Raw genomic sequence first — 24596 nt, 5'->3', positions numbered from 1 at the left:
GTTCTGATATTGCCGGTTTATTCAAATTTTGAAACTTATACACTAGCGTACATCGTTTAATAAGTCAGGTATTGATATGAATACAACGTCGATTTGGAAAGCCATCGCCCTACTCATTTTATGTGCGTTTTTTTGGGGCAGCACCTTTCCCATCGGTAAGGATGCTTTGAATGAGGTCAGTGCACTCACGCTTGTTTTTTGGCGATTTGGGATCGCGGCCATTTGTCTGGGTCTGTACCTCAAAGCAACCCGAGCCAAGATCCCCCCTCTCAGTGGCAAACAATGGCTATGGGCAACTACCGTCAGTGCTGTAGGCATTGGAGGGTTAAATCTTTGCTTGTTTACCGGGCTTGAATATACCCAAGCCACCAACGGCTCATTAATTATGGCGCTCAGCCCGTTAGTCACCTCTTTCATTGCCTGCGTAGCAATACGCGCACTTCCGCGCAAAGGGCAAGTTTTCAGTTTGGTGGTCAGTTTATCGGGGGTATTATTGGTGATCACCGACGGACAGTGGGGTGTTTTACGCAACCTCAACTTTAATCAAGGCGATCAGATGATTTTCACCGGTATGTTCGCGTGGAGTGCCTATACCTTTTTCAGCCAAGGGATTGGTCGTTGGATGCCTGTCATCCCCTATACCTTTTTGGGTATGCTCAGTGGCGCCACGGTCATCGGCGTGATGTGTGCGATGACACCTAATGTACATCCCTTTGGTGAGGTGATAACCGCCAGCCCAATCACGGTTTCAGAGTTACTTTATATCGGTGTGCTAGGCACCGTCGCGGGCTATTTGCTCTGGCTTAACGGTGTACGCCACCTTGGCTCAGCCAATGCGGCCCTATTCTTTAACTTTGTACCGGTGTTTGCAGTACTCACCGCGTTCTTGATGGGACAAGCGGTCAGCCAAATCCAAGTTTTAGGGATTGCGATTGTTGTTGCCGGCTTGCTGTTGCCTCGCTTACCCCATCCTGGTCGCTGGCGACTTGCGCTGTCACGCTCAGCTTAAACGCCATTAAATAAAGCAATAGCCTTTGCCGTGGTCGGTTTGCAAGCGCTCAGGCGGCAGTCCAGCGTCAGCGAGTTTTTTCCGAACACGGCTTAAATGCATATCGAGGCTGCGATCATCAGGCGTAAACGTTTTTTTAAGCACCTGACGATAAAGGAGTGACTTACTCAACGTAGTATCTTTATGCTGCGCAAGAAGCCACAAGAGTTCGAATTGTATGGGTGTTAATTTGACCGCTTGGTCATCCACTCTGACTTGGTGTGTGTCTTGGTGCATCCAGAGATTATCAACTTGCAGCTGGCCTGATGACTCTTTGATCACCACCATGGCATGGCGACGATGCATCGCAATCGCGGTGCGCAGCATACACTCATCAATATCAATAGGGACAGATAGCACATCTTCCGCCCCGGCATTCAGCGCGGCCACGCGATCAGCCGCCGCTTGACTTGCCATTAAAGCAATAAACGGGCACTGCTCGCTCAACCAGCGCAAGGTTGTCATTTGCGCCTCTCCCTCAGGCACCCAGCTAATCAATTGCACAGCATCCCAATCGGGCATTGGATCATCAGGGCCAATCACAGTCACATCGCAGCCGTGATCTCGCAGCCGAGCTTCGAGTAGCGCGATAAATGACTGGTCTTCTGGGCCGCGCACGACAATGGCGGGCTTAGTTTTGGAGAAAAACGCTTGGTGCATCAGTGGTCCTATCTAAACGTTCACGTCACATTAATGGCTGAACCCTATTTATCGTCATTGTCACTCAAAAAAGGATTCGCCAAGCTATTCATTGTCTTACAGTATCAGCCTGTAAAGCAAACGGGTTTACGTCGACTTCAGCGTTTTCGATCCCTCATGGCGTGGGAATGATGACAAACTCAGCAGCCGACCACTAAAAGCGATCGACACGATACGGATGCATATCAATATCCGTGTGTTCCTCATCTATCATTTGTCCCAACAATTTTCCGGTCACAGGGCCCAAGGTAAAACCTTGATGACCATGACCGCATGCCAACCACAATCCCTTTTGGTCTGGCGCCGGGCCGATCATGGGCTTCATATCGGGTAGGCAAGGACGCCCACCTTTCCAAGGGCATGCATCAAGACGTTGACCAAGCGGATAAAGCGAACGCGCAACCTGTTCAGCGGCATTAAGTTGGCTCTCATTAACCGGCGCATCCACTGCTGTCAGTTCCGCGCCTGTCGTCAGGCGAACACCAGCACGCATCGGCGCCAAGAGGTACCCGATTTCCGCATCCATAAGCCAGTGATTCAGCGGTGCTTTTTTATTACATGCATAGTGCATGTGGTAGCCGCGTTTAGCAAACAAAGGCACCTGAATTCCCAGTTGATCCAACCAATACGATGACCAAGGCCCCATCGCCATCACCACCTGGTCAGCGTGTAAGCTTTCTTTGGTGGTTTGAATGAGCCATCCCGAGCCTTGCCGTGTTAAGCCTGTTAACGAAGCATGTTTAATGGCTCCTCCTTTGCATTTTACATCCGCGGCGTAAGCTTCGACCAGGGCGCCGGGATCTGTGACGGTCCAAGGCTGCTTCCAATGAATCGCCCCCACAATAGACGGAGACAAACTCGGCTCTCGCTGTGCAAGCTGTTGACGGTTTAACACATCAAATTCAACACCGAATAGCGCGCTGTCAGACGCTGTTTTTGTCAGTTCTTCATCAAGCGCTTTTTGGGTACGGAACAGTTTAAGGTAACCGGCTTTGCGAATTAACGCTTCCGCCCCCGCGGACCGTATCATCTCATCATGCGTATCGAGTGATTGCATTATCAAGGCTGCGTATTCAGGGACAAGCTTTCGATAATGCTTATCACTGGAGTAATGCCAATATTGCAATAACGCGCGAGCCGCTCGAATCACACTGCTAGGACGATAGCGAATATCCACCGCACGGTTCGGCAACACCCGCAGCAAAGTGGTGAGATCACGCGGAAAGGCATAGGGCCGAACGGCTTCACGTTGAATAATGCCTGCATTGCCAAACGATGTTTCTTGCCCTGGAGGCACGCGATCGATCAAGGTGACGGCATACCCCCGTTTAAGTAAATGCCAAGCCACGGATACACCAACCATTCCGGCCCCTAACACCACGACCTGCTTCGTCATACTTCACTCCCTGAATGATGTTATTTTTTGTTTTGTTGTTAAAACTGTTGAATTTTTACCCTTAAGTTACAAGCTTTGCGCCAGTAGCGATAGTGGTCAAGGGGGCTTAATAACGACAGTGGCCAAGATTGGGGGAATGAAGTGGTTGTTTCCACCCAAGGTCAAGTTGGGATAAAAAGCTCACTGCCAGATGAAGCCATTGCCGATGTAAAACGAATGGCTTTAACAAGCTGGGCGGCAGATCGTATTAGCTGATGAAAGCCAAAGAGCATTATATTGGCGATTTGTTTAGGCTAATTCCCGAACAAATCGAGGCGATTTCCCTTTAATCAGCGCATCGTGACCCCCATGTATTTCATATGTTTATCCGATAAGTGAGGCTCCATTGATGAATGCGTCCCCTTCACCGTTAAAAACACCCCCTTATACCACCAATGCAGAGGGAGAAACGCGCTGCGTCGGTGTTGAACTTGAATTGAGTGGTATGGAGCTAGACACCATTGCACAGCTCGTTGCAAAATATTTATCCCTGACGGTTGAGCATGGCGGCCGTTACGACCGAAAACTAACCGGTGACAATGCGGGTGATTGGATCATAGAGCTTGATTACGCCAAGCTAAAACGCCTTGGACGGAACGATCGAAGTGAGAAGACTCTCGCCAATCAAATTGACCAATCCGCGGAAGAAGTTTTAGCTTGGGCAGCTAAAATGGTCGTACCGGTCGAAATAGTCAGCCCACCGCTTCCGCTTGATCGACTTCAAGACGTCGATAGACTGATTGAGTTTCTGCGACAACAAGGTGCAGAAGGCACAGAGGACAGCCCTGTCTATGCATTTGGGATGCAGCTTAATCCCGAACTGCCCGACTTATCCGCTCACACCATTAATGCGCATCTGAAAGCATTTTTATGCTTGTATGATTGGCTAATTAAACGTACCGATATTGATTTATCCCGTCGTCTCACAAGCTATGTCGATCCCTTTCCAAAAGCGTATATCACGCGTGTTCTAGCGCACGATTATTGGCCCGATCGCGACACCTTGATTGCCGATTACCTTGCTGATAATCCGACGCGTAATCGTGCGCTAGATATGCTGCCACTCTTCACTCACCTCGATGAGAAACAAGTGAATCAGGCGCTCAATGATGGCCTGACAAAAGCGCGCCCCACGTTTCACTATCGTTTACCGGATAGCAAAGTAAGTCGTCCACAATGGGGGATCCATGAGGCATGGAATGATTGGGTAGAAGTAGAGAAACTTGCCGCAGATCCAGAACGACTGACAGCTTGCTGTGATGCTTATCTTGCTCACTTAAACGATCCATTATCACGCATTACCAATAACTGGGCGGAGAAAGTGAATACGCTATGGGTAGACCCATTATCGCAATAACCGGCCCCGACAAAGGTGCCTTCTTACCGCGTTTTTTCGTTGCCACCGCGGTGCGTCTTTATGGCGGGCAGCCCCTACAGTTGCGGCCAGGTTCAATATTTAAGCCTGATGATTATCACGGTGTGGTGATCACAGGCGGCCACGATGTTGAACCTGTGCTGTATGCTGCTGAGCCCGAAGTGAAACCAAACTACGATCCCGAACGTGATGAACTAGAGAGCGCAGTAATCAAAAGCGCGTTAGCCAGTCAAAAGCCGCTTTTAGGCATTTGCCGTGGTGCGCAACTTCTCAACATTTGCTTAGGCGGCACCTTGCACCAAAGCTTACGCGAACAGCGCAAGAAAACCTCTCATCGCTGGACAATATTCCCGATGAAAACCTTGTGTATATTGCGTGATGTTAACGGCCATATACAGCAACGGTTGGGGCAAGGTAGACGCAAAATAAACAGCCTACATAACCAAGCGATTAACGCGTTAGGCGAGGATTTAACGGTAAGCGCACGTGATTTAGATGGTATTGTGCAAGCGATTGAGTCGCCCAACCGCCCTTATACACTGGGCGTACAGTGGCATCCAGAATTTTTGCTTTACCTTGGCTGTCAGCGTACGCTGTTTAAGGGCCTAGTCGAGCACGCAACGCGCTTCCAGCAGCGACAAGCGGCATCTCAGTAAACATGGTTGTTATCTTGTGAAAAACAAAAACGCCGAGGCACATTCGCTCGGCGTTATCGATTTTACCCTTAGCAAAAAGTATCAATATACAAAGCTTCGACCTTATCTCGCGCCCACTGCGTTTTGCGCAAAAATTTAAGCGATGATTTAATAGATGGGTCATTATGAAAGCAATTCACACGAATACGCTGATAAAGACCGGACCAGCTATAGTGTTCTACCAGTCGCGTTAAAATGGTTTGTAAGCTAAGTCCGTGAAGTGGGTTATTCGGTTGTTCTTGCATACTCGTTCTCACGTTTTGGTTGGGCGCACAACGTACACGACTAGCCTCGCTAGCCAATAAAAGCGCTACTTTACGTGACGATGAAAAAAAAGGCGAGATCAACACCGGTAGCGCGCCAGCTTATAATCAAGGTTTAGCTGGCACCTAGGAAACCGTGTCACCGTGCAACATAATGTCATCTTGGGTAAAAAAGCGTTCCATGCTCATCATTCATTCCTGACGGTTAGGTAAGTTGACGCGATATAACGGGTTGATGGGCCGGTCAACAAAATAAGCCCACACATGGTCGTATACCGCATGCTGATTTGGATACGGCGCCAAGGCTTTTGCTTCATCGAGTGAGCACCAGCGAAACTCGGTGTGTTCATCATTAAGCGTGATGGCTTGGTTATCATCACACATCACCACAAACACAGGGATAAGCTCGATCACATTCACTGACGCTTCGTAAAACTGCTCCAAAAACTGCGCGTTATACAAGTCAGCCACCGTAATCTGGGTCTCTTCGCTAAACTCACGGACGATGGCGTCCACTCCGGTCTCACCCGCTTCAATCGAGCCCGCAACATGGCACCAGAAGCCACCTTTCACTCGCTTCATCAGCAGCATTTTTATTTCTCCCTCAATACGAGAGAGCGCCACGCCAGAAACCACAGAGGTATTCACTGGGATCATCATTTCTCCTCGGCTTCACATGCCGCCACTTTGGCGTAGACCACAGTACTAGAAATCGTGCCGCTAGGTAGGATACGGTCGTTGGTAAGCATCGCTTCTTGATGATACCCACAACGCTCGGCTACCGCGCGGCTGCGGGTATTTTCGTAGGCGGTTTTGATTTCGACACGCTTGGCATTAAGGTCATTAAACGCATACCGCTCTAGCGTCCTCACCGCTTCGCTCATATAGCCAAGGCCTTCTTTAGAGCTCCGCAGCCAATAGCCTATTTCAAAGTAAGGAATCGCGATATTACGGATCATTAAGCTGATCACACCCACCAGTTGCCCCGTCGACTTTTCAAAAATCGAGTAGCGTAGCTCATTAATAAACATGTCGAAGTCATCAATCGCTTGTTGGGTGTTTTCAATCGAGCTCGATTCGGTCAGCGCGTGCGGCAGCCAATCCATAAAAGGAGCAAGGGTGTGCTGGCTTTCCAACACGGCTTCTAAAATTAAAGGCTGATGGGCCATATTAGGCGCCACCAGCAACAGACGGTCACTGTCCAGTTGGTCTACGCGCGGGAAATCATCCATTAGTCAAACCAATTCCATGTGCTTATTCCAATTCCTATCATAGAACTAGGCTATCTCATTGATATTGAGAAATAAACATCCTTGTCTCTCTTGTTGTTTTAGTTCAGCGCCTTGACCATGGTGGTGGCGCCTGAAAAGCCGACTAACCATTTTAGGTGCGGAAAGCGCTCTTCTTTGGTAGCGACAAAGCCTTTGGCTTGATAAAGCTTGCGGGCTCTGGGGTTGCTATCAATGACATCTAATCGAACGCTTTCAAAGCCATGTGCTTGGGCATAATCGAGAATGGCATCCAGTAATTGGGAACCAATCCCCTGACCTCGYATCGCGCTATCAACAGCAATGCCATCCATCACCAATTCATTGTGTGCCGCTTTACGCTCAAACAGCGCCAATATCGCGCAGGCCCAAATGCCTTTGATGGTCCCCAAACTATCGATCAACTGTTTCGCGCCCATGCCCTGTGTCAATGCGCCGGCTTGGGTTTGAAACCCAGCTAACCCCACCACCTTGCCGTTTTGCATAGCGGCAAACGAAAAGTTTGGGACAAAACACTGAGACAACACCGCTACGCGCGCTGCCTGATTAGGGATTGCCCGTGCGAACTTCATTCCAAACGCCTGCTCATATAACTCAGCGACGTGTTGTGCTTGCTCAAACGGCCATCCTTGCCGAATCGCTACCTCCATTTCTTCCCTCGCAGTTAAAACCGGTACCGGAGGCTGGCTAGGCCATAGTGAAGCCAAGAAAAGTTATAGACTTCATCGTTGTCCGCCCCGCCTTCTAGGGTGCGATACCCCAGAGCGCCATACCAGCCATCGCCAAGGTGATACTCCAACATTAGCGCCGCATCGACTGCTCGCCCCATGGGTGACCACGCGCCTTCCACATCTAAGATCAACGCCGCGCGATCGGATAGACGATATTGACCATAGCCATGCAACAAGGGCACCACGCCAACGTTGGACTTCGTTGCTTTTGTTTCACCTTGCGCGAGGGTGATTTCAGCATCTCTCACCAAGGCGGCGGCACCGACGCCCCACTGCCAAGGGCCTTGATCGTAAAACGTCCAGCGGTATGTCGCGCGATAGGTATTGAATTGATAATCCGCATCAATGGCTTGCTCGGCGGCAAAGCGCTGATCCTGAAACTGGATGCTTTTTGACAGCGTGCCACGACCATCGACAGAGAGAGGCGCAAAGGTTAGGCGTACCGCGTGCTGGGGATTGAACTGATACGTGCCATACAAACGCAAGTAAGGCGTTGCGGATCGGCCGGTTAAATCGGTCATATCAAAGCGAGTGCCGGTATCTCCGGGGATGCTGACATCATTTTTGCTAAACGTCACCCCGCCGGTTTCAACGCGAAAATCCAACCCTTGCGCATAGGCCCCCGTTGATAGTAAACCGATAAACAACACACTCATGATTCGAGCTGTCTGTTTGCACATCGTGTGCAAATCTGAACCTGCCCTAAGCCATTGTCGCTTGATCACATGGCGGTGAATGGTCTCGCTGGTCTCAGCAAGAAATTCGTCTTCGGTGCCCGTGAACTTTATTTGTTGGTCAGGTAACGATACCTGGCGAACACCCTCTATGTCTTTACTCGTTAGCGGAGCGACGCTTATCTTGGTGAGCTTACTCGCAGTGACTTCTGGCATGCTAATTTTCATCATCCTTGTTATCGATATAGGGCTTGTACATAAGTGTTAGCAGTCAATGCTGAGCACTTCTAGTCAGGGAGCACCGAACAACGCGCTGCTCCCTTAAAGAGCGGACATAAAAAAGGGAGCCCTGTTTAACAGTCCTCCCTTATCATAGCTTGCCAGTTAGCTTAAATCACTGACAGTTCAACCTTAATATTACCGCGGGTCGCATTAGAGTACGGGCATACTTGGTGCGCTTGCTCGACCAATGAAACCATACCGGTGAGTGACCTATCGATAAGAAAGCCAAACTATTACTTGGTCGTTGCCCTCTTTACTGACACAATCGGTGCTGTTACCTCGATATGAACGGACAACAATGAAACTTTTAGCTCGCAACCTTGCACGCACCACCACCGAACAAGAACTCCGTCAGCTGTTTTCTGAACACGGCGACGTCACCGACTGCAATCTGGTGCTGGATCAAGAGACTGGCGAATCCAAAGGCTTTGCTTTTGTGACTATGCCTGACGATGCCCAGGCCAACGCTGCAATTGCCGCACTGAACCTGGCCAGCGTTGCAAAGAGCAAAATCCGCGTGAAAATCGCGAACTAAGCAAAAGCAGCCCTTTGCACTTACATTGGCTGTGAGGCGGGAACGATAGCCAACACGATCACCCGTGTTGGCTTTTGTTTATGGTTGCCAAGCATTAATAACGTATAAGCGTCATCAAACCATAGCTGATTGACAGCCTACGTCCGACTCGTCACTATCAAGCTTTCGGCATGTAGTGACGCTCGAGCAATCAAGATGGCAAAACCGAATAAAAAAGGCCCCACCAAAACCATCGATATTTTCTGTAAACGCTGTAACGCACAGCTGTTCAAATACCGAAAAGGTGGTAAAGGCGCTTTGGTGAAGTGCTTTAAAGAAAGGATTGTTGAGGATGCCACCACCACGCCGTGTTACTGCCCTCAATGCGAACAGCCCTTTGCGCGTGACACCCTAATGCGAGGCACACCAGCCTACAAATTCATAGGCGGTAAAGTATGGTTCAAATGAAGATAACCCTTTAGGCGATACCTTAGGGGCGCAAGTCGATAATATCGATTTATTCCAGTTTTCCGAGGCTGAATTTGCGGCGCTGTCACGGAAAACGCATGAACATCCGCGTCATGAAAGGCTTCCCAGCACGGTCGCCAAGTACTCTTGGTCCATCGCGCACATCATTTGCTTGCGTTGAATACCGGCTTTGAAACTCTTCTCTTGCTTTAATAAATTCAAAACCATTTGCCTTATTCGTACAAAAACTTCAGCTCGGTCATCTACCCTAATTCGACATGCATCTTTTTTTAATCCAACATCGAGTTGCCAATGCATTGATTCAATTAACCAATGCGAGCGAGTGGCATCATGAAGCTCTTTCGCTGTTAGTGATTTTGAGCTTATATAATAGCGAGCTAAAATATCTGACTCTTCATCGTGTTTTCCTTCTTGTCGAACACTCACCATGATGCCCATCGTTTTTAGTTCAGGCCAATCATAAACCAAATCACCTAATACACTTAAATCGGTATTGATGAGTGCACATCGTGTTTCTAAACGTCCATGCGATTTTTCGCTGACAACCCATGGCATCTATCGTAATTAAACAGCCAGAAATGTCTATCAATTCCAGCAGCTTATGCATTTCAGTGATCTCATTGGTTTTACTATTTACTTTTGACTGTCCGAGGCATACACCATTTGCGGTTGCGAACGCATTAACCCTATGAATCGCAGCTTGGTCTGTTGCTCGGTTATATGAACCCTTCAGTGTTTTTCCATCAATGGCAACTACTTCACCATCCGTTAATTCATGACACGATTTCATCCATTCTATGAAGGCTTTTTGTAATGTTTTTGTACTGATGGTTCCCATCACTCTTGCAATCGTATCTGCCGAGGGTGATGTTTTACCTGAGAAGCCAAAGCGTAATAAAAAATCACGCTGCTTACGTCCATAATCACTAATACCTTTCCAGGTATCATGACCAGACAACACCGCACAAATCGTTATCAAAATAATATCTGATAACGTATGTTCAACTTTATCTTCTTGGCGAATGTCTCTAATGGAAACGAAATGCATAAATGGACTTTTATCTTCTGTCATTTTTAATCTCCTAAACGTTAGGAGACCATTAAATCGCACTAAAAATGATCAACAAATTGATCCTTTATTTTCACTTATTTTAATTAATAAATATGGCATAACGCACGGTTTTCAGCCCTAAGTAAYAACTTAGTCATTAAGTTGCTAGCCCAGGCGTGGCGCGGATCTTCATGCGTTTTCCCTGGCGGCATCCAACAGGCCTTAAAAATGTCCATTGTGGTAGTAGCCTATCAAAAACCTTGTTAGCTTTTCATGTCCTAATGTCCAAAATGTTAGCGAGCGCTTATTCTGTGGGTCTGGTAAGGGGGCGTTGGCTTGAGTCTAGGGGCTTGTATAGGGGCGCCTTAAAAATCAGTCGATGGGGCTTTTTGTTGTTTACGTTGAAAAAATCAGCCAAGCGGTCTTTTTTTACCCGACTTTTCTGTGTATTTCACTAAATTTGTCCAACAAAATGTGATTAAGGTTGGTATAATTTCCACCATATTAACCCTCTGCACGCGCTGTCGGACATTTGTGCTGTGAATATAGACGTCAATAACCTCCTGCTTCAAAACGATATTTTACTCCTTTTTGTGGTGCTCGCGCTCGGCCTGGCCGTCGGAAAGATCAAAATTGGTAGTGTGCAACTCGGTGGATCCATCGGCGTGTTGTTGACCGCAATCATTTTTGGTAATGCCGGGTTTACCTTCTCGCCCGACGCACTCAGCATCGGCTTTATGTTGTTTATCTACTGTGTCGGTATCGAGGCAGGGCCGAACTTTTTTGGCGTGTTTTTCCGTGACGGAAAATCTTACCTATTGCTCGCGCTCACCGTGTTGTTAAGCGCCATTGGGTTGACGTTGTTTTTTCAAGATCAGTTAGGTCTGGATACCAGTATTGCCACTGGCATGATGGCAGGCGCACTCACCGCTACTCCGGTGCTCGTGGGCGCGAAAGATGCGCTTAACTCTGGCTTAACCGGCACCGATGGCGAGCAGCTGGGGATGATGATCGATAACCTCAGTGTCGGCTATGCCATGGCCTACCTTACCGGTTTGGTGAGTTTGATTGTGCTTGCCAAGTTAATGCCTAAGCTGCAACGCCATAACCTGGAGCACTCGGCCCAGCAAATTGCGATTGAGCGCGGGTTAGGCAGTGAGTCACAGCGTAAAGTGTATCTGCCTATTATTCGCGCCTATCGGGTTGGCCCAGAGCTGATTGATTGGATTGATGGCCGTAATCTGCGTGAGCTGGGTATTTATCGCCAAACCGGCTGTTATATCGAGCGGATTCGCCGTAATGGCATTTTGGCTAATCCCGATGGCGATGCCATTTTGCAGCAAGGGGACGAGATTGCCTTAGTGGGCTACCCAGACAGCCATGCGCGCCTCGACCCCAGTTTTAGAAACGGTAAAGAAGTGTTTGATCGTGACTTGCTTGATTTGCGCATCGTCGAAGAAGAAATCGTGGTGAAAAACGACAGTGTGGCGCAAAAAAAGCTGTCCGATCTTAGCTTGTCGGAATATGGCTGCTTTTTAAACCGCGTGGTACGCGCGCAAGTCGAGATGCCGATGGACCAAGGCATTATTCTGAATAAAGGCGATGTGTTGCAAATCAGTGGCGAGAAAAGCCGCGTCAAAGGGCTAGCGGATCGGATTGGTTTTATCTCGATTCATAGCCAGATGTCGGATTTGCTCGCGTTTTGTTGCTTCTTTATTCTGGGGCTTGGGTTGGGGATGATCACCCTCACCTTTGGCCAAGTGACCTTTGGGCTGGGTAATGCCGCCGGCTTGCTGCTGGCAGGGATCAGCCTTGGCTTTTTACGCGCCAACCACCCTACCTTCGGCTATGTGCCACAAGGGGCGCTGAATATGGTCAAAGATTTGGGCTTGATGACCTTTATGGCCGGGATTGGTCTGAGTGCCGGTAGCCGACTATTTGACTACATCGCGGATATGGGCTTTTCGGTGATTTTAGCCAGCATTGTGATTAGCGTGATCCCCGTGATTATTGCTTATCTGGTGGGGGCCTATGTGCTTAAAATGAACCGCGCCTTATTGTTTGGTGCGATTATTGGCGCACGCACCTGTGCCCCGGCGATGGATATGATCAATGAGCACGCGCGCAGTACCATTCCAGCACTGGGCTACGCCGGCACCTATGCGATTGCCAACGTGATCCTGACACTCGCCGGCACCTTAATGATTATTTTGGTGTAAGCCGTCGAAGAGAACGACGTCACGTCAGGCACAATTCAGCCAACAAAACTTATAATCAAGGCGTCCAACCATGGGCGCTTTTTTGTTTTAAAGAGGCTTTTATGCAGGTATTGATTATTGAAGATGATTCGATTTTAAGTCATCACCTAAACACTGAGCTCACTGAGCTTGGGCACCATGTTCGCTGTGCCAAGACGGCGAGCGAGGGGCTGTATTTTGCCGATCAATACCCCAACGATATTGCCGTTGTTGATTTGGGCCTACCCGATCAAGATGGGATCAGCTTGATTCGGGATATTCGCGCCAAGGGCTTGCGCCTGCCTATTTTGGTGCTGACCGCACGGGCGAACTGGCAAGACAAAGTCACGGGACTAGATGCTGGCGCTGATGATTACTTGGTTAAGCCGTTTCAAAAGCCGGAGCTGGTTGCCCGCCTCAATGCCTTGGTGCGCCGAAGTGCTGGCTTTGTCAAACCCACGATTACCGCCGGTGGCATTGAGCTCGATTTGTTAGCCAAAGCGGTGACGGTGAACGGCCAGCCACTTGAGTTAACCGCGTTTGAGTATGACTTGTTTGAGTATTTGATGCGTCATAGCCGTGAGGTGATTTCCAAGCAGCGCTTGCTCGATGTGCTGTATCACGATCAAGATGGCGATCCGAACACCATTGAAGTGATGATCAGTCGCCTGCGCAAAAAGCTGCTCCAAAGCGGCCATAGAAACCCGATCTCGACCGTGCGAGGTCAAGGGTATCTTTTTGAAATTCAAGCTGAGTGAATCATGAAACTAGGCCAATTTACCTTATGCCGTTGTCGACCAAGATTGCGCACCCGAGTGCTTGCGACGTCTATCGGTATCATACTGGTTTTTTCTATCGCCCTAGCCGCTTTAATTAATAAGCTCTATCAACAAAGCTCGATAGCCGCTTATTCTCGCGATCTGGCCTCACAAGTTCCCATGGTCATGGCGCAACTGAGTAAAGATGGATTGATTCGCGCCGATGAGCTCACGGCGTGGATCCAATCGCTGGACCCGTCTAGCTCTGATTACATGTCTGTACTGTGCTCCCCAGACAACCACACGCTGTGGTCTTCTCGCGATGTGCGAGCCTTTGATATTGATGACATTTGTACCCTGTTTCCTCAACAAGCGAAAAAACCGCAATATTTGTCAATTGCTGGCTTTAGTGTGGTCGCACAGCAGTTATCGTCCGATCGGCAACCGGGTGACAGTAACAATCGCTTGTTTGTGCTGCGCAACGTAGATATGCAAAAACAACAGTTAGCTGATTTAGAGACAGAGACCTGGTTTTATATCAGTTTGCTGTTTCTTTCGGCCTCTGCCATGGTAATCGCCGCCTGCCATTGGAGTTTTTCTCCGCTGCGCCGATTGGCACGAGAGCTGATTGCGATTACCGAATCACGGCAAAAAACCTTGGACGATGATTATCCTGATGAGCTGCAAGATGTTACCCAAGCGCTTAACCGGATGATCACCCAACGCGAGAAGCAAAAAACGCGCTATCGTCACGCGATGGATGATTTGGCCCACAGTTTAAAAACGCGCTTGTCGGCCACCAACGCCTTGTTAGACGACAATCGCTTATCGCGTGAAGTACTGAACAAACGGATCCTAGAGCAAGTCAGCCAAATGGATGACATGGTGCAGTATCAACTAAAACGCGCGTTGGTGGGGCAATGTGGGTTAAAACGCGAAGCTAGTCCACTGTCTGCGCCTATCGATAGCTTGGCCGGGATGTTAGATAAAGCGTATCGCGATAAACCGGTTAAAGTGATCCGCGCATTTGATCAACACGCCTCTTTGCCGATACACCACAGTGATTTGATGGAGTTACTCGGTAACTTGTTAGAAAACGCCTATCGATTCTGCCTCGAGCAAGTGAAAGTGCGCGTAGAGGATCAAGGCGAGGTGTTTCAGCTTATCATTGAAGATGACGGCCCTGGGGTGCCAGAGTGCTATCGAGAGAGCATATTTCAACGCGGCGTGCGCGCCGATCAACTGAACCCGGGCACCGGAATTGGCTTGGCGGTCTGCGATGAAATTATCGCTAGTTACGATGGTAATATCCACGTCACGGACTCGGTATTACAAGGCGCGGCATTTGTGTTGACTATTCCTAAACGCTAAACGACAAAACGCAGCCTTAACGGGGCTGCGTTTTTTGTTGCGTGCTGTCGCGCGTTTTTGTCGCTGGTGCGTTGGCGATATCGGTCGTTAGGGCTTAGTCGCCATCAGGATCGGCCAGCAAATCGTCTTTGGCTGCCATCATATATTGATACATCGACCAGTACGTTAGGCCTGCTGCGACATACAAAGCAATATACCCTAACCACTCAATCCAAGGGGCGCCATGCCACAACAGCATGGTCAGTGCGAACATTTGCGAGCCGGTTTTAAATTTACCTACCCAAGACACCGCGACACTGGCACGTTTGCCGATTTCGGCCATCCACTCTCGCAATGCAGAAATAATCACTTCGCGCGCAATCATGGTGGCAGCGGGAATCGTGACCCAAATAGACGCATAGTGCTCGACAATCAACACCATGGCAATCGCCACCATCACTTTGTCCGCAACGGGATCGAGAAATGCGCCAAATCGAGTCGATTGTTTTAAACGGCGTGCTAAATAGCCATCTAACCAATCCGTCGCCCCCGCAATGATAAAAATCAGTGCCGCCACAAACGGCGCCCACGCGTAGGGAAGATAATAAGCAACAACAAAGACCGGGATCAGCGCAATGCGCAAAAAGGTCAGAATGGTAGGTATATTTAGACGCATGCTCAGCTTTTTATTTTAGGAGTAACTAGGTTATGGTGCCCCATTGCCGCTAACCTTGCAATGAGGAATGAATTTTCTCTGCCAATGTTGCACTGATGCCTGGCACTTTGGCGATTTCTTCGACACTGGCGTTTTTCAGCTCTTGGAGCCCGCCGAGGTATTTGAGTAGTGCTTGGCGGCGTTTCGGGCCAATCCCGTCGATTTGTGTGAGTACACTCTGTTTGCGTGCTTTGCCTCGTGCGGCGCGGTGTCCGGCAATCGCATGGTCGTGACTTTCGTCACGAATATGTTGAATCAGGTGCAAGGCTGGCGAGTCGGACGGCAGCGAAAATTCTTCGCCTGAGATCTTAATTAAGGTTTCTAGCCCAGGTCGACGGCTGGTGCCTTTTGCCACACCTAATATCAGCGGGTTAATCGGCCAGTCAGCGATTAGGGGTTCAAGCACTTCCCAGGCGCGGTTAAGCTGCCCTTTGCCGCCGTCAATCACGATAATGTCGGGGATTTTTTCCGGCTCAACTTGCTTACTATACCGACGCGTCAGCACTTGCGCCAWCGCCGCATAATCATCACCGCCGGTGATCCCTTCAATATTATAACGGCGGTACTCTTTTTTCAGGGGGCCATCTTGATTGAACACCACACAAGAGGCGACCGTTTTTTCTCCCATGGTGTGGCTAATATCAAAACACTCCATCCGTTTAACCGGCTCCAAGCCCAAGGTTTGTTGTAGCGTCTGATAACGGTGTTGGATGGTCATCCGATGATTGATTTTACTGGTCAAGGCGGTGCGCGCATTGGTGTTAGCCAACTTTAAGAATCGCGCTCTAGCGCCCCTTGGTCGACTTTGTAGCTGGACGTTGCGCCCGGCGATTTCACTCAGGGTCGTCGATAGCCAGCCAAGATCATCGCCAATATCGTCTGAAATCAGAATATGGCTTGGAATAGTGCGCCCTTCTGCTTGCGCCAAGTAAAACTGGCTGACAAAGCTTGAAACCACTTCACCGGGCTCGGTTTCTGCCGGCATTTTAGGGAAATGGCTGCGGCTGCCCAGCACTTTGCCTTGGCGTAAAAAGAGCACATGGATACAGGCGACACCATTTTCGACCGCAAAGCCAATCACATCCAGATCATCGTCACTGTCTTGCGAGACAAATTGTTGCTCTTGCACGCGCCGCAACGCTTGAATTTGATCGCGGTACTCGGCGGCCTTTTCAAATTGCAGCTGTTGGCTGGCAGTTTCCATCTTGGCGACCAAGCTGTCGATCACTTCGCGATCTTTGCCTTGTAAAAACATGCGGGCAAAATTGACCTGCTCGGCATACTCTTCATCACTGATCAACCCAGACACACACGGCCCGGCACAGCGGCCAATTTGATACATTAAACACGGACGGCTGCGGTTGGCATACACCGAGTCTTCACACTGGCGAACAGGAAAGATTTTCTGCAATAAGTGCAGGCTTTTACGCACCGCGTTGGCATCGGGAAACGGGCCAAAATATTCGCCCTTTTTCTTTTTCGCGCCACGATGGATCGCCAGCCGTGGGTGCTCATGGCCACTGAGGTAAATGTACGGGTAGGTTTTATCATCACGCAGCAAGACGTTGTATTTTGGACGATGCTGCTTGATCAGGTTGTGCTCAAGAATTAACGCTTCGGTTTCAGTGTGGGTGACGGTGACTTCCACATCAGCAATGTGACGGACAAGTGCTTTGGTTTTCTCACTCGACACCTGAAGCCGGAAGTAACTGGCTAATCGCTTGCTGAGATCTTTCGCTTTACCCACATAAATGATCTCACCGGTGGCGTTCATCATTCGATAAACGCCTGGCTGGTGAGGCACGGTTTTAAGAAAACTCTTGGCATCAAAGGTGTTTGGCACTGCGCGATCTCGTACTGCTTAACTTCGCTTTAAAGGCTTTCGGTATCTAACATGCCGTGACGAATAGCAAGGTGGGTTAGCTCCACATCACCGTTGATATCTAGCTTGCTAAATAAGCGATAGCGGTAACTGTTCACCGTCTTTGGACTGAGGTTTAACTGCTCTGAAATATCGGTCACTTTTTGCCCTTTGGTGATCATTAACATGATCTGCAGTTCGCGCTCTGACAGCTCTTTGAAAGGATTATCAGAAGAGGTAGAAAACTGACTCAGCGCCATTTGCTGGGCAATATCAGGTGAAATGTAGCGTTGGCCACTGTTCACCATGCGGATCGCATTAACGACTTCATCAGCCCCCGCGCCCTTGGTGAGATACCCTGCCGCACCGGCTTGCATCACCTTGGTTGGGAACGGATTTTCAGTGTGAATTGTGAGCACAATAATTTTGGCGTCTGGCGAGTAGCGAAGCAACTTACGTGTGGCCTCTAACCCGCCGATACCTGGCATATTCATGTCCATCAGGACAATATCGGCGTGATTTTGCCGGCACCACTTGAGTGCGGCTTCACCGCTGTCGGCTTCCCCTACCACTTTTATGCCACGAACATCTTCTAAAAGACGTCGAATCCCTGTGCGAACCAGCTCGTGATCATCTACAAGAAAAACATTGATCAAACTTGTATCTCCACTTGGTTTGGTTCGCCAACATGCTGCGTAAACGCAACGGTTGGACTTGTCTTACGCATTTCTTAAGTTTTACCACGGATGAAAAGGCAACAACAGAGCAGATGTGTCGAATCACAAATATTCATACATTAAGCTGATAAAAAACAACCAAAGTGACGAGATCGTCGCCAATATGGCGACAACCTCACCAGCCTCTCGGCCATACCCCAGGTAGCGTGTTGATGATGTGTCAGTAATTTTCCACACCAGATGTACGCGCTTTCCGTGTGTCGTTATGCCAGCACATGGTTACAGCGCCAAACATAGGTACTTCATTTCGAGGTATTCATCCAAGCCCCATTGCGATCCTTCGCGTCCTAACCCAGATTGTTTGACCCCTCCGAACGGTGCTACCGCCGTTGAGATCAAACCGGTATTAATCCCCACCATGCCATATTCCAGCGCTTCGGCAACGCGGTGTACACGGCTGATGTCACGGGCATAAAAATACGAGGCTAAGCCAAATTCGGTATCGTTGGCCATGGCGATGGCTTCCGCTTCATCGTCGAAAGCGAACAGCGGTGCGACAGGACCAAAGGTCTCTTCTTTCGCAATCCGCATCGCCGAGGTCGCGTGTTTAATCACCGCCGGTTGGATGAAGTTGTCGCCTAAATCGGGGCAGTCACCCCCCAATAAAATCTCACCACCGTGTTGCTGGGCATCGTCCAGGTGTGCTTTTACTTTGTCGATGGCACCACGATTAATCAACGGACCAATGTCAACGTTGCTGTCAGTACCCTGCCCGACGCGCAATTGGCTCACTGCCTGGGTGAATTTTTCAGCAAATGCGTCATAAATACGCGATTGCACGTAAATACGATTCACGCACACGCATGTTTGTCCCGCGTTACGGAATTTAGCGGCAATTGCCCCTTCTACGGCGGCATCAATATCGGCGTCATCAAAGACAATGAATGGGGCGTTACCGCCAAGCTCCAACGACAGCTTTTTAATGCTTGGCGCACATTTTTCCATTAGCTGCGCGCCAATGTCGGTCGAGCCGGTAAAGGAGAGTTTACGCACACGTTCATCGGCACATAAGGTATCTGCAATCGGACCCGCCGTCCCGGTGATAATGCTTAGCACGCCAGCAGGTACGCCGGCACGCTGCGCTAATTCACCCAACGCCAACGCTGATAAAGGGGTGTCGCTGGCCGGTTTGACCACCATGGTACAACCGGCAGCAAGCGCGGCCGCTGCTTTACGGGTGATCATGGCGGCGGGGAAATTCCAAGGCGTGATGGCTGCTGTCACACCTATGGGCTGCTTGATCACGGAGATGCGTTTATCGGCCTGCTCGGCAGGAATAGTTGCGCCATTCACACGTTTGGCTTCTTCAGCAAACCATTGCAAAAACGACGCGGCGTATTGGATCTCACCGGCAGATTCTTTCAGCGGTTTGCCCTGCTCCGCGGTCATGATCGCGGCTAAGTCCTCGGTATGCTCGAGCATGAGCTCATACCAGCGATAGAGGATCTCAGCTCGAGCTTTGGCGGTAAGTGATCGCCACTCGGGCAAGGCGGCGTCGGCAGCATCAATCGCACGACGTGTTTCCTCCGCCCCCATATTGGGCACCATTGCCAAGCACTCACCGTTAGCAGGGTTCGTGACTGAACGTGTGGTTTGATGATTGGCATCAACCCATTGGCCATTGATTAAGGCCTGAGATTTGAGTAGCGCCTGATCGTGAAGCTGCATAATGGCTCCTTTTTTGTGTCAAAAGGCTGGCGAGTTCGCTTGAATCTTGATAGCACCTTGCCAGCTCACCTTTGGCACGGCAAGATAATCACTGAGATTAACCAGCATAAGCCTGTAAACGCCCAATGTCTGCTCAAATAGGCAACAGACGAAGCGAAAATAATAATAAGGCTTATCCTTCCGGCGCAAACACAGCTGGCCCTTCAACAGAAAAAGGATGCTCTATGCGTATTTTTAGTCAGTTCGATAGCGGGAATATTCGCGTTCTGAATGATAGCGACATCAATAATATCCAGCTTGCCATTCATCATGACAATCAATCTGAATTTTATCAGTGGTTCCATTTTCGCTTAGAAGCGGACGTGGATCAGGCTCATACACTCCACATTCAACAGCTCGCTGGGTCGGCCTATCCTGAAGGCTGGAAAGATTACCAAGCCGTTGCCTCATATGACCGCGATACCTGGTTCCGCGTGCCAACCGAGTTTGATGGCGACACCTTGACGATTAAGGTCACGCCGCAACATGGTTCGATGTACTTTGCCTACTTCGCGCCTTATAGCTATGAACGCCATTTGGATCTCATTCACCAGGCGCAGACCTATCCACAGTGCCAGCTCGAAACGCTAGGACAAACCTTAGATGGTCGTGATATTAGTTTGTTGAAAATCCGCGCGGATTTAAGCGAGTCTGCCCAACCGAAAACGCCCATTTGGCTAATTGCGCGCCAGCATCCCGGCGAAAGCATGGCGGAGTGGTTTATGGAAGGTTTACTCGACCGATTGCTTGACGACACCGATACCACTGCACAGGCATTACTAGAAAAAGCTGATTTTTATGTGGTGCCGAATATGAATCCCGACGGCAGTGTGCGCGGCCACCTACGCACTAATGCGGTGGGCGCAAACTTGAACCGCGAGTGGCAGTCGCCCACCCTTGAACGCAGCCCCGAGGTGTATCATGTTCGTGCTCGTATGGAGCAAACTGGGGTAAAAATGTGTTTGGATATCCACGGTGACGAGGCGATTCCTTATAACTTTGTCGCCGGCTGTGAGGGCATCCCCTCTTATGATGCGCGCATGGCAGACTTGGAAGACAGATTTAAGCGTACGCTGCTTACCGTGACGCCGGAGTTTCAAGACGAGCACGGCTATGAAAAAGATGCACCAGGCAAAGCGAACTTAACCGTTGGCTCAAATTGGATTGGTGAGCGCTTTAAGTGTTTGTCGTACACGGTCGAAATGCCGTTTAAAGATCATAACAATCACCCCGATCCTGACTTTGGCTGGTCACCCGCGCGCAGCCAAGCATTTGGCCGAGACATGCTCAGCGCAATCCTTGGCGTGGTTGATGGCCTTTAACAAGGCTAGCTAGCAAGCGGTAAGGCAAAAGAAAACGAGCCGGTGACACTGTCATCGGCTTTTTCTATTTAAGTGATTGATTATTTCAACTTGGGCTATCACACAAAGGCGCTTACATTAGGGGTAAATCATTCAACGAGGACGCACAATGACAACTCTTACCTCGCGCTGCCCCCACTGCCAAGCAACCAACCGTATTCCTGAAGCGCGCATTAATGACGCACCTAACTGTGGTAAGTGTCAATCGGCACTGCTCGATGGCAAGCCTATCGAAGGCACTACAGATAACTTTGCCGCTTTATTAAATAGCGACAAGCCGGTTGTCGTCGATTTCTGGGCTACCTGGTGCGGCCCCTGTCAAAGCTTTGCACCCGCTTTTGAAGCAGTGGCAGAGCAGGAATCAGGTCGTGCCCGTTTTGTGAAAATTGATACAGAGGCCCAACAAGCCCTCGCGGCGCAATATCGCATTCGTAGCATTCCGACCCTGATGGTGTTTAAAAACGGCGAACGGGTTGATGTCTTAAATGGTGCTTTGCCACAAAATGCGTTCAGCGACTGGGTCAACCAGCACCTTAGCTAATCATGCGCTATCGGTTTATCGCCGTTTTTCCATCGTGTGATTCTGGCGCAGCGCTATGCCTTGAGTGCTGCGCTATACCTTGAGTGCTGCGCCTTGTTTTACCGCACGGATCGCCACATTGGTATTGATGTCTTTCACCATGGCGAGCGTTTGCAGCTGACGCATAAAGGCTTCGTAGTGCGGCAGATCGCGACTAACTACTTCCAGTAAATAATCATACGTGCCCGATATCACATGGCCGTTAATCACTTCATCCATTTCCACTAGCGCATGCTCAAAGGTAACAATTGCCTCTTCTCGGTGGTTACTCAGGCTGACATTGACAAAAAATGTCATGTTTAGCCCAATCCGCTGACGGTTGAGTGTGACCTGGTATGAGGCAATGATCCCATCAGCCTCAAGCTTTTTAATCCGTCTTGCGCACGGCGAAAACGAGAGCCCAACCGCATCGGCTATCTCGGCAACAGTACGGCGCGCATCATCCTGCAATAACGCAAGAATCGCTTTGTCTTTATTGTCCAAACCGCCTCCTTGATGGTTTTTATTAATTTATAGCCATAAAAAGATGATAATCGCTAATCCTGGCTTAAATCATCCTTTATTTTGCCACCAATCTCTTCTTTGACGCTGTCACACTTAAATAACGAATCGACAAGGAAGTGATTAATGATGCCTGCACCTTCACAACGTTTATTGGGTATGCTTGCCATGGGCTTGACCGTGACCATCTGGGCAAGCTTATTTATTTCATTACGTCAGGCCAGCCAATCGGTATTGACCAGTGGCGATATTGCCTTATTGCGCTTCTTACCCGCCGCGTTGTTATTTGGTTGGTTGAGTCGTCATCGAGTACGCCATATTGTCACTACCCCCAAACGTTATCTGTTTGCGATTGCATTTGGCGCAGGGTTACCGTTTTATCTGCTGGCTGCCACGGGGATGCAGTTTGCGCCTGTGGCTGACGGAGCCTCATTAATACCTGGGATCTTACCACTGTTTGTTTCCACCATTGCTTGGACTGTTTATGGCGAATCGCTCTCCATGGGACGACGATTAGGCATTAGTTTGATTGTGCTCGGTATTGGCGCATTTTTATGGCACTCCTTGTTCTTTTCACCTTGGCCTGTCACCCAAGGCCATCTGATTTTGCTCGCAGCCAGTATCAGTTGGGCCTGGTTTACCATTGGCGTACGCGTGACAGGATTAAGTGCTGCGGAAGCCGGTGCGGTATTAGCGATATCGGCTGTATTACTGCTGCCGGTGGGCGTATTGAGTGGGCTTATTTCGTTTAACCTACTCCAAGCGCCATTCGATGAACTTGGTTATCACATTCTTGCTCAAGGCTTGGGCGTGGGGATTATTGCCAACTACAGCTACGCCTTTGCCATTCGCCGGTTAGGAGCTGAAATGAGTGCCGCGATGGGGGCATTTACGCCTGTGGTGGCCGCGTTAATGGCCATACCGGTTTTCGGTGAAACGGTTAGCATACTCACTCTGGCGGCGATGGCGTTGATCGTGCTTGGCGCTGTGTTAGCCAGTGACGTGATCAAATGGCGTCGTGCACAAACAAAAAGCGACCCGCAGGCCGCTTAAACATGTTATCTATCATTCGCCAGCATGATTTGATGCTGGCTGTGGTCGAGCATGAAAAAGCGCCCGTTATAAGTGATCACCACGACGCAAGGCATCAATGCGTTTTTCTAGCGGCGGGTGCGTCATAAACAACTCGCTCAGTGTTTTCTTGCCGTTGATACCGAACGCCATCATCGATCCTTCTAGCTTTGGCTCTTGGCTCACTTTTAAGCGCTCAAGTGCTGCAATCATTTTCTGTTTGCCCACCAGCTGCGCAGATCCGGCATCAGCACGGAATTCACGATGACGGCTAAACCACATGGTGAGGATGCTGGCCAGAATACCAAAGACGATTTCCAACACGGAAGAGATCAGGAAATACATCATCCAGTTGCCGCCGCCTTCGCCTTCTTCGTCACTATTATTCATGCCACTGACTGCCCCTGCGATCACACGTGAAATAAAGATCACGAAGGTGTTCACGACGCCTTGCATTAAGGTCATGGTGATCATGTCACCATTAGCAATGTGACTGATTTCATGCGCCAGTACCGCTTCGGCTTCATCGCGTGTCATGTTTTGCATTAACCCGGTCGAGACCGCCACGACAGAATCGTTACGCTTAGCACCGGTGGCAAAGGCGTTGATATCGGGTGAGTTATAAATCGCGACCGTTGGCATGCCAATCCCAGCACGTTGTGCTTGTTGGCTCACGGTGTTCATTAGCCAGTGCTCGGTTTCGTTACGTGGATGCTCAATCACTTGCGCGCCGACAGAACGAAGCGCCATCGATTTAGACATCAGTAGCGAAATGATCGAACCACCAAAACCGAAGACGGCCGCCAGCACTAGCAGTCCAGACAAGCTCCCCGGCTGCATGCCAGTCACGGCATAAATAATATTTAGCACAATGCTAAATACAATCAGTACCGCAAAGTTGGTAGCAAGAAATAATCCTATGCGTTTCATTATGTCTCTCCGTCGCTTAAACCCAGTGTTCAGCGCTTGCTTGTTGTATTGGTAGAAGTTGTATTGGTGGACGTTGTATTAGTAAAAAATCGTATTGGTGAAAGCTGTATTGATGAAAATAGTATGGGCATTCAAGATAAAAACAATCCTTTGATGCATTTTGTTACCAATAAAGTGATGTCGTCATCAAGCTCCGACCAGTTAGTGTGGCACGTTATTCCCATCTAATCTAAACAAAATGTGACTTCTCGCCAAGCTATATAT

The 24596-nt window shown here is 49.4% G+C and carries 25 protein-coding genes and 2 pseudogenes; 12 read left to right on the top strand and 15 right to left on the bottom strand.

Annotation, left to right across the window (positions count from 1 at the left end; translation table 11 throughout):
* Positions 1–76 precede the first annotated feature (76 nt).
* Entirely contained in the window at positions 77–1009 is a 933-nt protein-coding gene (locus BZG77_RS07075) for a DMT family transporter (RefSeq protein WP_077646707.1), read from the top strand.
* 6 nt (positions 1010–1015) lie between these two features.
* Here the strand turns inward: BZG77_RS07075 and BZG77_RS07070 are convergent, their stop codons facing one another.
* Positions 1016–1708 carry a winged helix-turn-helix transcriptional regulator gene (locus BZG77_RS07070; protein WP_077486176.1) on the bottom strand — a complete coding sequence of 231 codons (693 nt, stop codon included), beginning with the start codon at positions 1706–1708 and terminating at the stop codon, positions 1016–1018.
* A 193-nt stretch (positions 1709–1901) separates the two neighbouring features.
* Complete coding sequence (locus BZG77_RS07065) at positions 1902–3143, bottom strand: NAD(P)/FAD-dependent oxidoreductase (RefSeq protein WP_077646706.1); 1242 nt, start codon at positions 3141–3143, stop codon at positions 1902–1904.
* A gap of 388 nt (positions 3144–3531) precedes the next feature.
* Here BZG77_RS07065 and BZG77_RS07060 point away from each other — a divergent pair, with 388 nt between their 5' ends.
* Entirely contained in the window at positions 3532–4539 is a 1008-nt protein-coding gene (locus BZG77_RS07060) for an amidoligase family protein (RefSeq protein WP_077646705.1), read from the top strand.
* On the top strand, positions 4515–5213 hold the full coding sequence (locus BZG77_RS07055; RefSeq protein ID WP_077646704.1) for a gamma-glutamyl-gamma-aminobutyrate hydrolase family protein: 699 nt from the start codon (positions 4515–4517) through the stop codon (positions 5211–5213). The genes BZG77_RS07060 and BZG77_RS07055 overlap by 25 nt, the downstream gene beginning before the upstream one ends.
* Positions 5214–5281: 68 nt before the next feature.
* Here BZG77_RS07055 and BZG77_RS07050 read toward each other — a convergent pair whose 3' ends face one another.
* The 6 genes and pseudogenes from BZG77_RS07050 to BZG77_RS14695 all read right to left on the bottom strand — a co-directional run.
* Entirely contained in the window at positions 5282–5497 is a 216-nt protein-coding gene (locus BZG77_RS07050; RefSeq protein WP_021023695.1) for a VF530 family DNA-binding protein, read from the bottom strand.
* Positions 5498–5707: 210 nt separating this feature from the next.
* On the bottom strand, positions 5708–6172 hold the full coding sequence (locus tag BZG77_RS07045; RefSeq protein WP_077486171.1) for an NUDIX hydrolase: 465 nt from the start codon (positions 6170–6172) through the stop codon (positions 5708–5710).
* Complete coding sequence (locus BZG77_RS07040) at positions 6172–6747, bottom strand: GNAT family N-acetyltransferase (RefSeq protein WP_241844119.1); 576 nt, start codon at positions 6745–6747, stop codon at positions 6172–6174. The genes BZG77_RS07045 and BZG77_RS07040 overlap by 1 nt, the downstream gene beginning before the upstream one ends.
* Before the next feature lie 98 nt (positions 6748–6845).
* Positions 6846–7433, bottom strand: a complete 588-nt coding sequence (locus BZG77_RS07035) for a GNAT family N-acetyltransferase (RefSeq protein WP_077646703.1) — start codon at positions 7431–7433, stop codon at positions 6846–6848.
* A gap of 14 nt (positions 7434–7447) precedes the next feature.
* Positions 7448–8419, bottom strand: a complete 972-nt coding sequence (locus tag BZG77_RS07030) for a hypothetical protein (RefSeq protein ID WP_131826142.1) — start codon at positions 8417–8419, stop codon at positions 7448–7450.
* Positions 8420–8577: 158 nt separating this feature from the next.
* Positions 8578–8664 (bottom strand): annotated as a pseudogene (locus tag BZG77_RS14695) (Ohr subfamily peroxiredoxin); the annotation flags it as partial.
* Positions 8665–8768: 104 nt separating this feature from the next.
* Here BZG77_RS14695 and BZG77_RS07025 point away from each other — a divergent pair.
* On the top strand, positions 8769–9005 hold the full coding sequence (locus BZG77_RS07025) for an RNA recognition motif domain-containing protein (RefSeq protein WP_021023687.1): 237 nt from the start codon (positions 8769–8771) through the stop codon (positions 9003–9005).
* A gap of 195 nt (positions 9006–9200) precedes the next feature.
* Positions 9201–9452, top strand: coding sequence for a hypothetical protein (locus tag BZG77_RS07020; protein WP_077646701.1), 252 nt, complete (start codon positions 9201–9203; stop codon positions 9450–9452).
* Positions 9453–9563: 111 nt separating this feature from the next.
* Here BZG77_RS07020 and BZG77_RS07015 read toward each other — a convergent pair.
* Positions 9564–10545, bottom strand: a pseudogene (locus BZG77_RS07015) (ISAs1 family transposase).
* A gap of 518 nt (positions 10546–11063) precedes the next feature.
* Here BZG77_RS07015 and BZG77_RS07010 point away from each other — a divergent pair.
* The 3 genes from BZG77_RS07010 to BZG77_RS07000 all read left to right on the top strand — a co-directional run bounded on the left by BZG77_RS07010 (position 11064) and on the right by BZG77_RS07000 (position 14890).
* Positions 11064–12743, top strand: a complete 1680-nt coding sequence (locus tag BZG77_RS07010) for an aspartate:alanine antiporter (RefSeq protein ID WP_077646700.1) — start codon at positions 11064–11066, stop codon at positions 12741–12743.
* 101 nt (positions 12744–12844) lie between these two features.
* Positions 12845–13519, top strand: coding sequence for a response regulator (locus BZG77_RS07005; RefSeq protein ID WP_077646699.1), 675 nt, complete (start codon positions 12845–12847; stop codon positions 13517–13519).
* A gap of 3 nt (positions 13520–13522) precedes the next feature.
* Entirely contained in the window at positions 13523–14890 is a 1368-nt protein-coding gene (locus BZG77_RS07000) for an ATP-binding protein (protein ID WP_077646698.1), read from the top strand.
* 94 nt (positions 14891–14984) lie between these two features.
* On the opposite strand, the gene pgsA is transcribed toward BZG77_RS07000, so the two are convergent.
* The 4 genes from pgsA to BZG77_RS06980 form a co-directional block, all read right to left on the bottom strand.
* On the bottom strand, positions 14985–15545 hold the full coding sequence (gene pgsA, locus BZG77_RS06995; RefSeq protein ID WP_077461317.1) for a CDP-diacylglycerol--glycerol-3-phosphate 3-phosphatidyltransferase: 561 nt from the start codon (positions 15543–15545) through the stop codon (positions 14985–14987).
* A gap of 49 nt (positions 15546–15594) precedes the next feature.
* Entirely contained in the window at positions 15595–17427 is a 1833-nt protein-coding gene (gene uvrC / locus BZG77_RS06990) for an excinuclease ABC subunit UvrC (protein ID WP_077646697.1), read from the bottom strand.
* 29 nt (positions 17428–17456) lie between these two features.
* The gene (uvrY, locus tag BZG77_RS06985) at positions 17457–18101 is read right to left on the bottom strand and encodes a UvrY/SirA/GacA family response regulator transcription factor (protein WP_077461315.1); all 645 of its coding nucleotides are present in this window, start codon (positions 18099–18101) and stop codon (positions 17457–17459) included.
* 300 nt (positions 18102–18401) lie between these two features.
* Positions 18402–19850 carry an NAD-dependent succinate-semialdehyde dehydrogenase gene (locus BZG77_RS06980; RefSeq protein ID WP_077646696.1) on the bottom strand — a complete coding sequence of 483 codons (1449 nt, stop codon included), beginning with the start codon at positions 19848–19850 and terminating at the stop codon, positions 18402–18404.
* A gap of 224 nt (positions 19851–20074) precedes the next feature.
* Between BZG77_RS06980 and BZG77_RS06975 the strand changes: the two genes are divergently transcribed.
* Together BZG77_RS06975 and trxC are read left to right on the top strand one after the other, a co-directional pair.
* Entirely contained in the window at positions 20075–21211 is a 1137-nt protein-coding gene (locus tag BZG77_RS06975) for a M14 family metallopeptidase (protein WP_077576552.1), read from the top strand.
* 148 nt (positions 21212–21359) lie between these two features.
* On the top strand, positions 21360–21791 hold the full coding sequence (gene trxC, locus BZG77_RS06970) for a thioredoxin TrxC (RefSeq protein ID WP_021024404.1): 432 nt from the start codon (positions 21360–21362) through the stop codon (positions 21789–21791).
* Between the two features lie 72 nt (positions 21792–21863).
* On the opposite strand, the gene BZG77_RS06965 is transcribed toward trxC, so the two are convergent.
* On the bottom strand, positions 21864–22313 hold the full coding sequence (locus BZG77_RS06965; RefSeq protein WP_077461312.1) for an Lrp/AsnC family transcriptional regulator: 450 nt from the start codon (positions 22311–22313) through the stop codon (positions 21864–21866).
* Positions 22314–22457: 144 nt separating this feature from the next.
* On the opposite strand from BZG77_RS06965, the gene BZG77_RS06960 reads away from it, so the two are divergent.
* Positions 22458–23384, top strand: coding sequence for a DMT family transporter (locus BZG77_RS06960; RefSeq protein WP_077646695.1), 927 nt, complete (start codon positions 22458–22460; stop codon positions 23382–23384).
* Positions 23385–23450: 66 nt separating this feature from the next.
* Here BZG77_RS06960 and htpX read toward each other — a convergent pair whose 3' ends face one another.
* Positions 23451–24332 (bottom strand): protease HtpX, encoded by an 882-nt coding sequence (htpX, locus tag BZG77_RS06955; RefSeq protein ID WP_077646694.1) that lies wholly within the window; start codon positions 24330–24332, stop codon positions 23451–23453.
* Between the two features lie 66 nt (positions 24333–24398).
* Here htpX and BZG77_RS14825 point away from each other — a divergent pair, with 66 nt between their 5' ends.
* The gene (locus tag BZG77_RS14825) at positions 24399–24560 is read left to right on the top strand and encodes a hypothetical protein (protein ID WP_158011422.1); all 162 of its coding nucleotides are present in this window, start codon (positions 24399–24401) and stop codon (positions 24558–24560) included.
* Positions 24561–24596 lie beyond the last annotated feature (36 nt).

The organism is Salinivibrio sp. IB643, assembly GCF_001996105.1.
Classification (GTDB): domain Bacteria; phylum Pseudomonadota; class Gammaproteobacteria; order Enterobacterales; family Vibrionaceae; genus Salinivibrio; species Salinivibrio costicola.
This window is presented reverse-complemented; position numbering and strand designations above follow the sequence as displayed.

Coding starts and splice junctions, on each gene's coding strand:
- BZG77_RS07005 (WP_077646699.1), top strand. CDS start 12,845: ATGCAGGTATTGATTATTGAAGATGATTCGATTTTAAGTCATCACCTA.
- BZG77_RS06975 (WP_077576552.1), top strand. CDS start 20,075: ATGCGTATTTTTAGTCAGTTCGATAGCGGGAATATTCGCGTTCTGAAT.
- BZG77_RS07070 (WP_077486176.1), bottom strand. CDS start 1,708: ATGCACCAAGCGTTTTTCTCCAAAACTAAGCCCGCCATTGTCGTGCGC.
- pgsA (WP_077461317.1), bottom strand. CDS start 15,545: ATGCGTCTAAATATACCTACCATTCTGACCTTTTTGCGCATTGCGCTG.
- htpX (WP_077646694.1), bottom strand. CDS start 24,332: ATGAAACGCATAGGATTATTTCTTGCTACCAACTTTGCGGTACTGATT.
- BZG77_RS07025 (WP_021023687.1), top strand. CDS start 8,769: ATGAAACTTTTAGCTCGCAACCTTGCACGCACCACCACCGAACAAGAA.
- BZG77_RS07020 (WP_077646701.1), top strand. CDS start 9,201: ATGGCAAAACCGAATAAAAAAGGCCCCACCAAAACCATCGATATTTTC.
- BZG77_RS07055 (WP_077646704.1), top strand. CDS start 4,515: ATGGGTAGACCCATTATCGCAATAACCGGCCCCGACAAAGGTGCCTTC.
- BZG77_RS06980 (WP_077646696.1), bottom strand. CDS start 19,850: ATGCAGCTTCACGATCAGGCGCTACTCAAATCTCAGGCCTTAATCAAT.
- BZG77_RS07030 (WP_131826142.1), bottom strand. CDS start 8,419: ATGATGAAAATTAGCATGCCAGAAGTCACTGCGAGTAAGCTCACCAAG.
- BZG77_RS07075 (WP_077646707.1), top strand. CDS start 77: ATGAATACAACGTCGATTTGGAAAGCCATCGCCCTACTCATTTTATGT.
- BZG77_RS07000 (WP_077646698.1), top strand. CDS start 13,523: ATGAAACTAGGCCAATTTACCTTATGCCGTTGTCGACCAAGATTGCGC.
- trxC (WP_021024404.1), top strand. CDS start 21,360: ATGACAACTCTTACCTCGCGCTGCCCCCACTGCCAAGCAACCAACCGT.
- BZG77_RS07065 (WP_077646706.1), bottom strand. CDS start 3,143: ATGACGAAGCAGGTCGTGGTGTTAGGGGCCGGAATGGTTGGTGTATCC.
- BZG77_RS07045 (WP_077486171.1), bottom strand. CDS start 6,172: ATGATCCCAGTGAATACCTCTGTGGTTTCTGGCGTGGCGCTCTCTCGT.
- BZG77_RS07060 (WP_077646705.1), top strand. CDS start 3,532: ATGAATGCGTCCCCTTCACCGTTAAAAACACCCCCTTATACCACCAAT.
- BZG77_RS07050 (WP_021023695.1), bottom strand. CDS start 5,497: ATGCAAGAACAACCGAATAACCCACTTCACGGACTTAGCTTACAAACC.
- BZG77_RS07040 (WP_241844119.1), bottom strand. CDS start 6,747: ATGGATGATTTCCCGCGCGTAGACCAACTGGACAGTGACCGTCTGTTG.
- BZG77_RS06960 (WP_077646695.1), top strand. CDS start 22,458: ATGATGCCTGCACCTTCACAACGTTTATTGGGTATGCTTGCCATGGGC.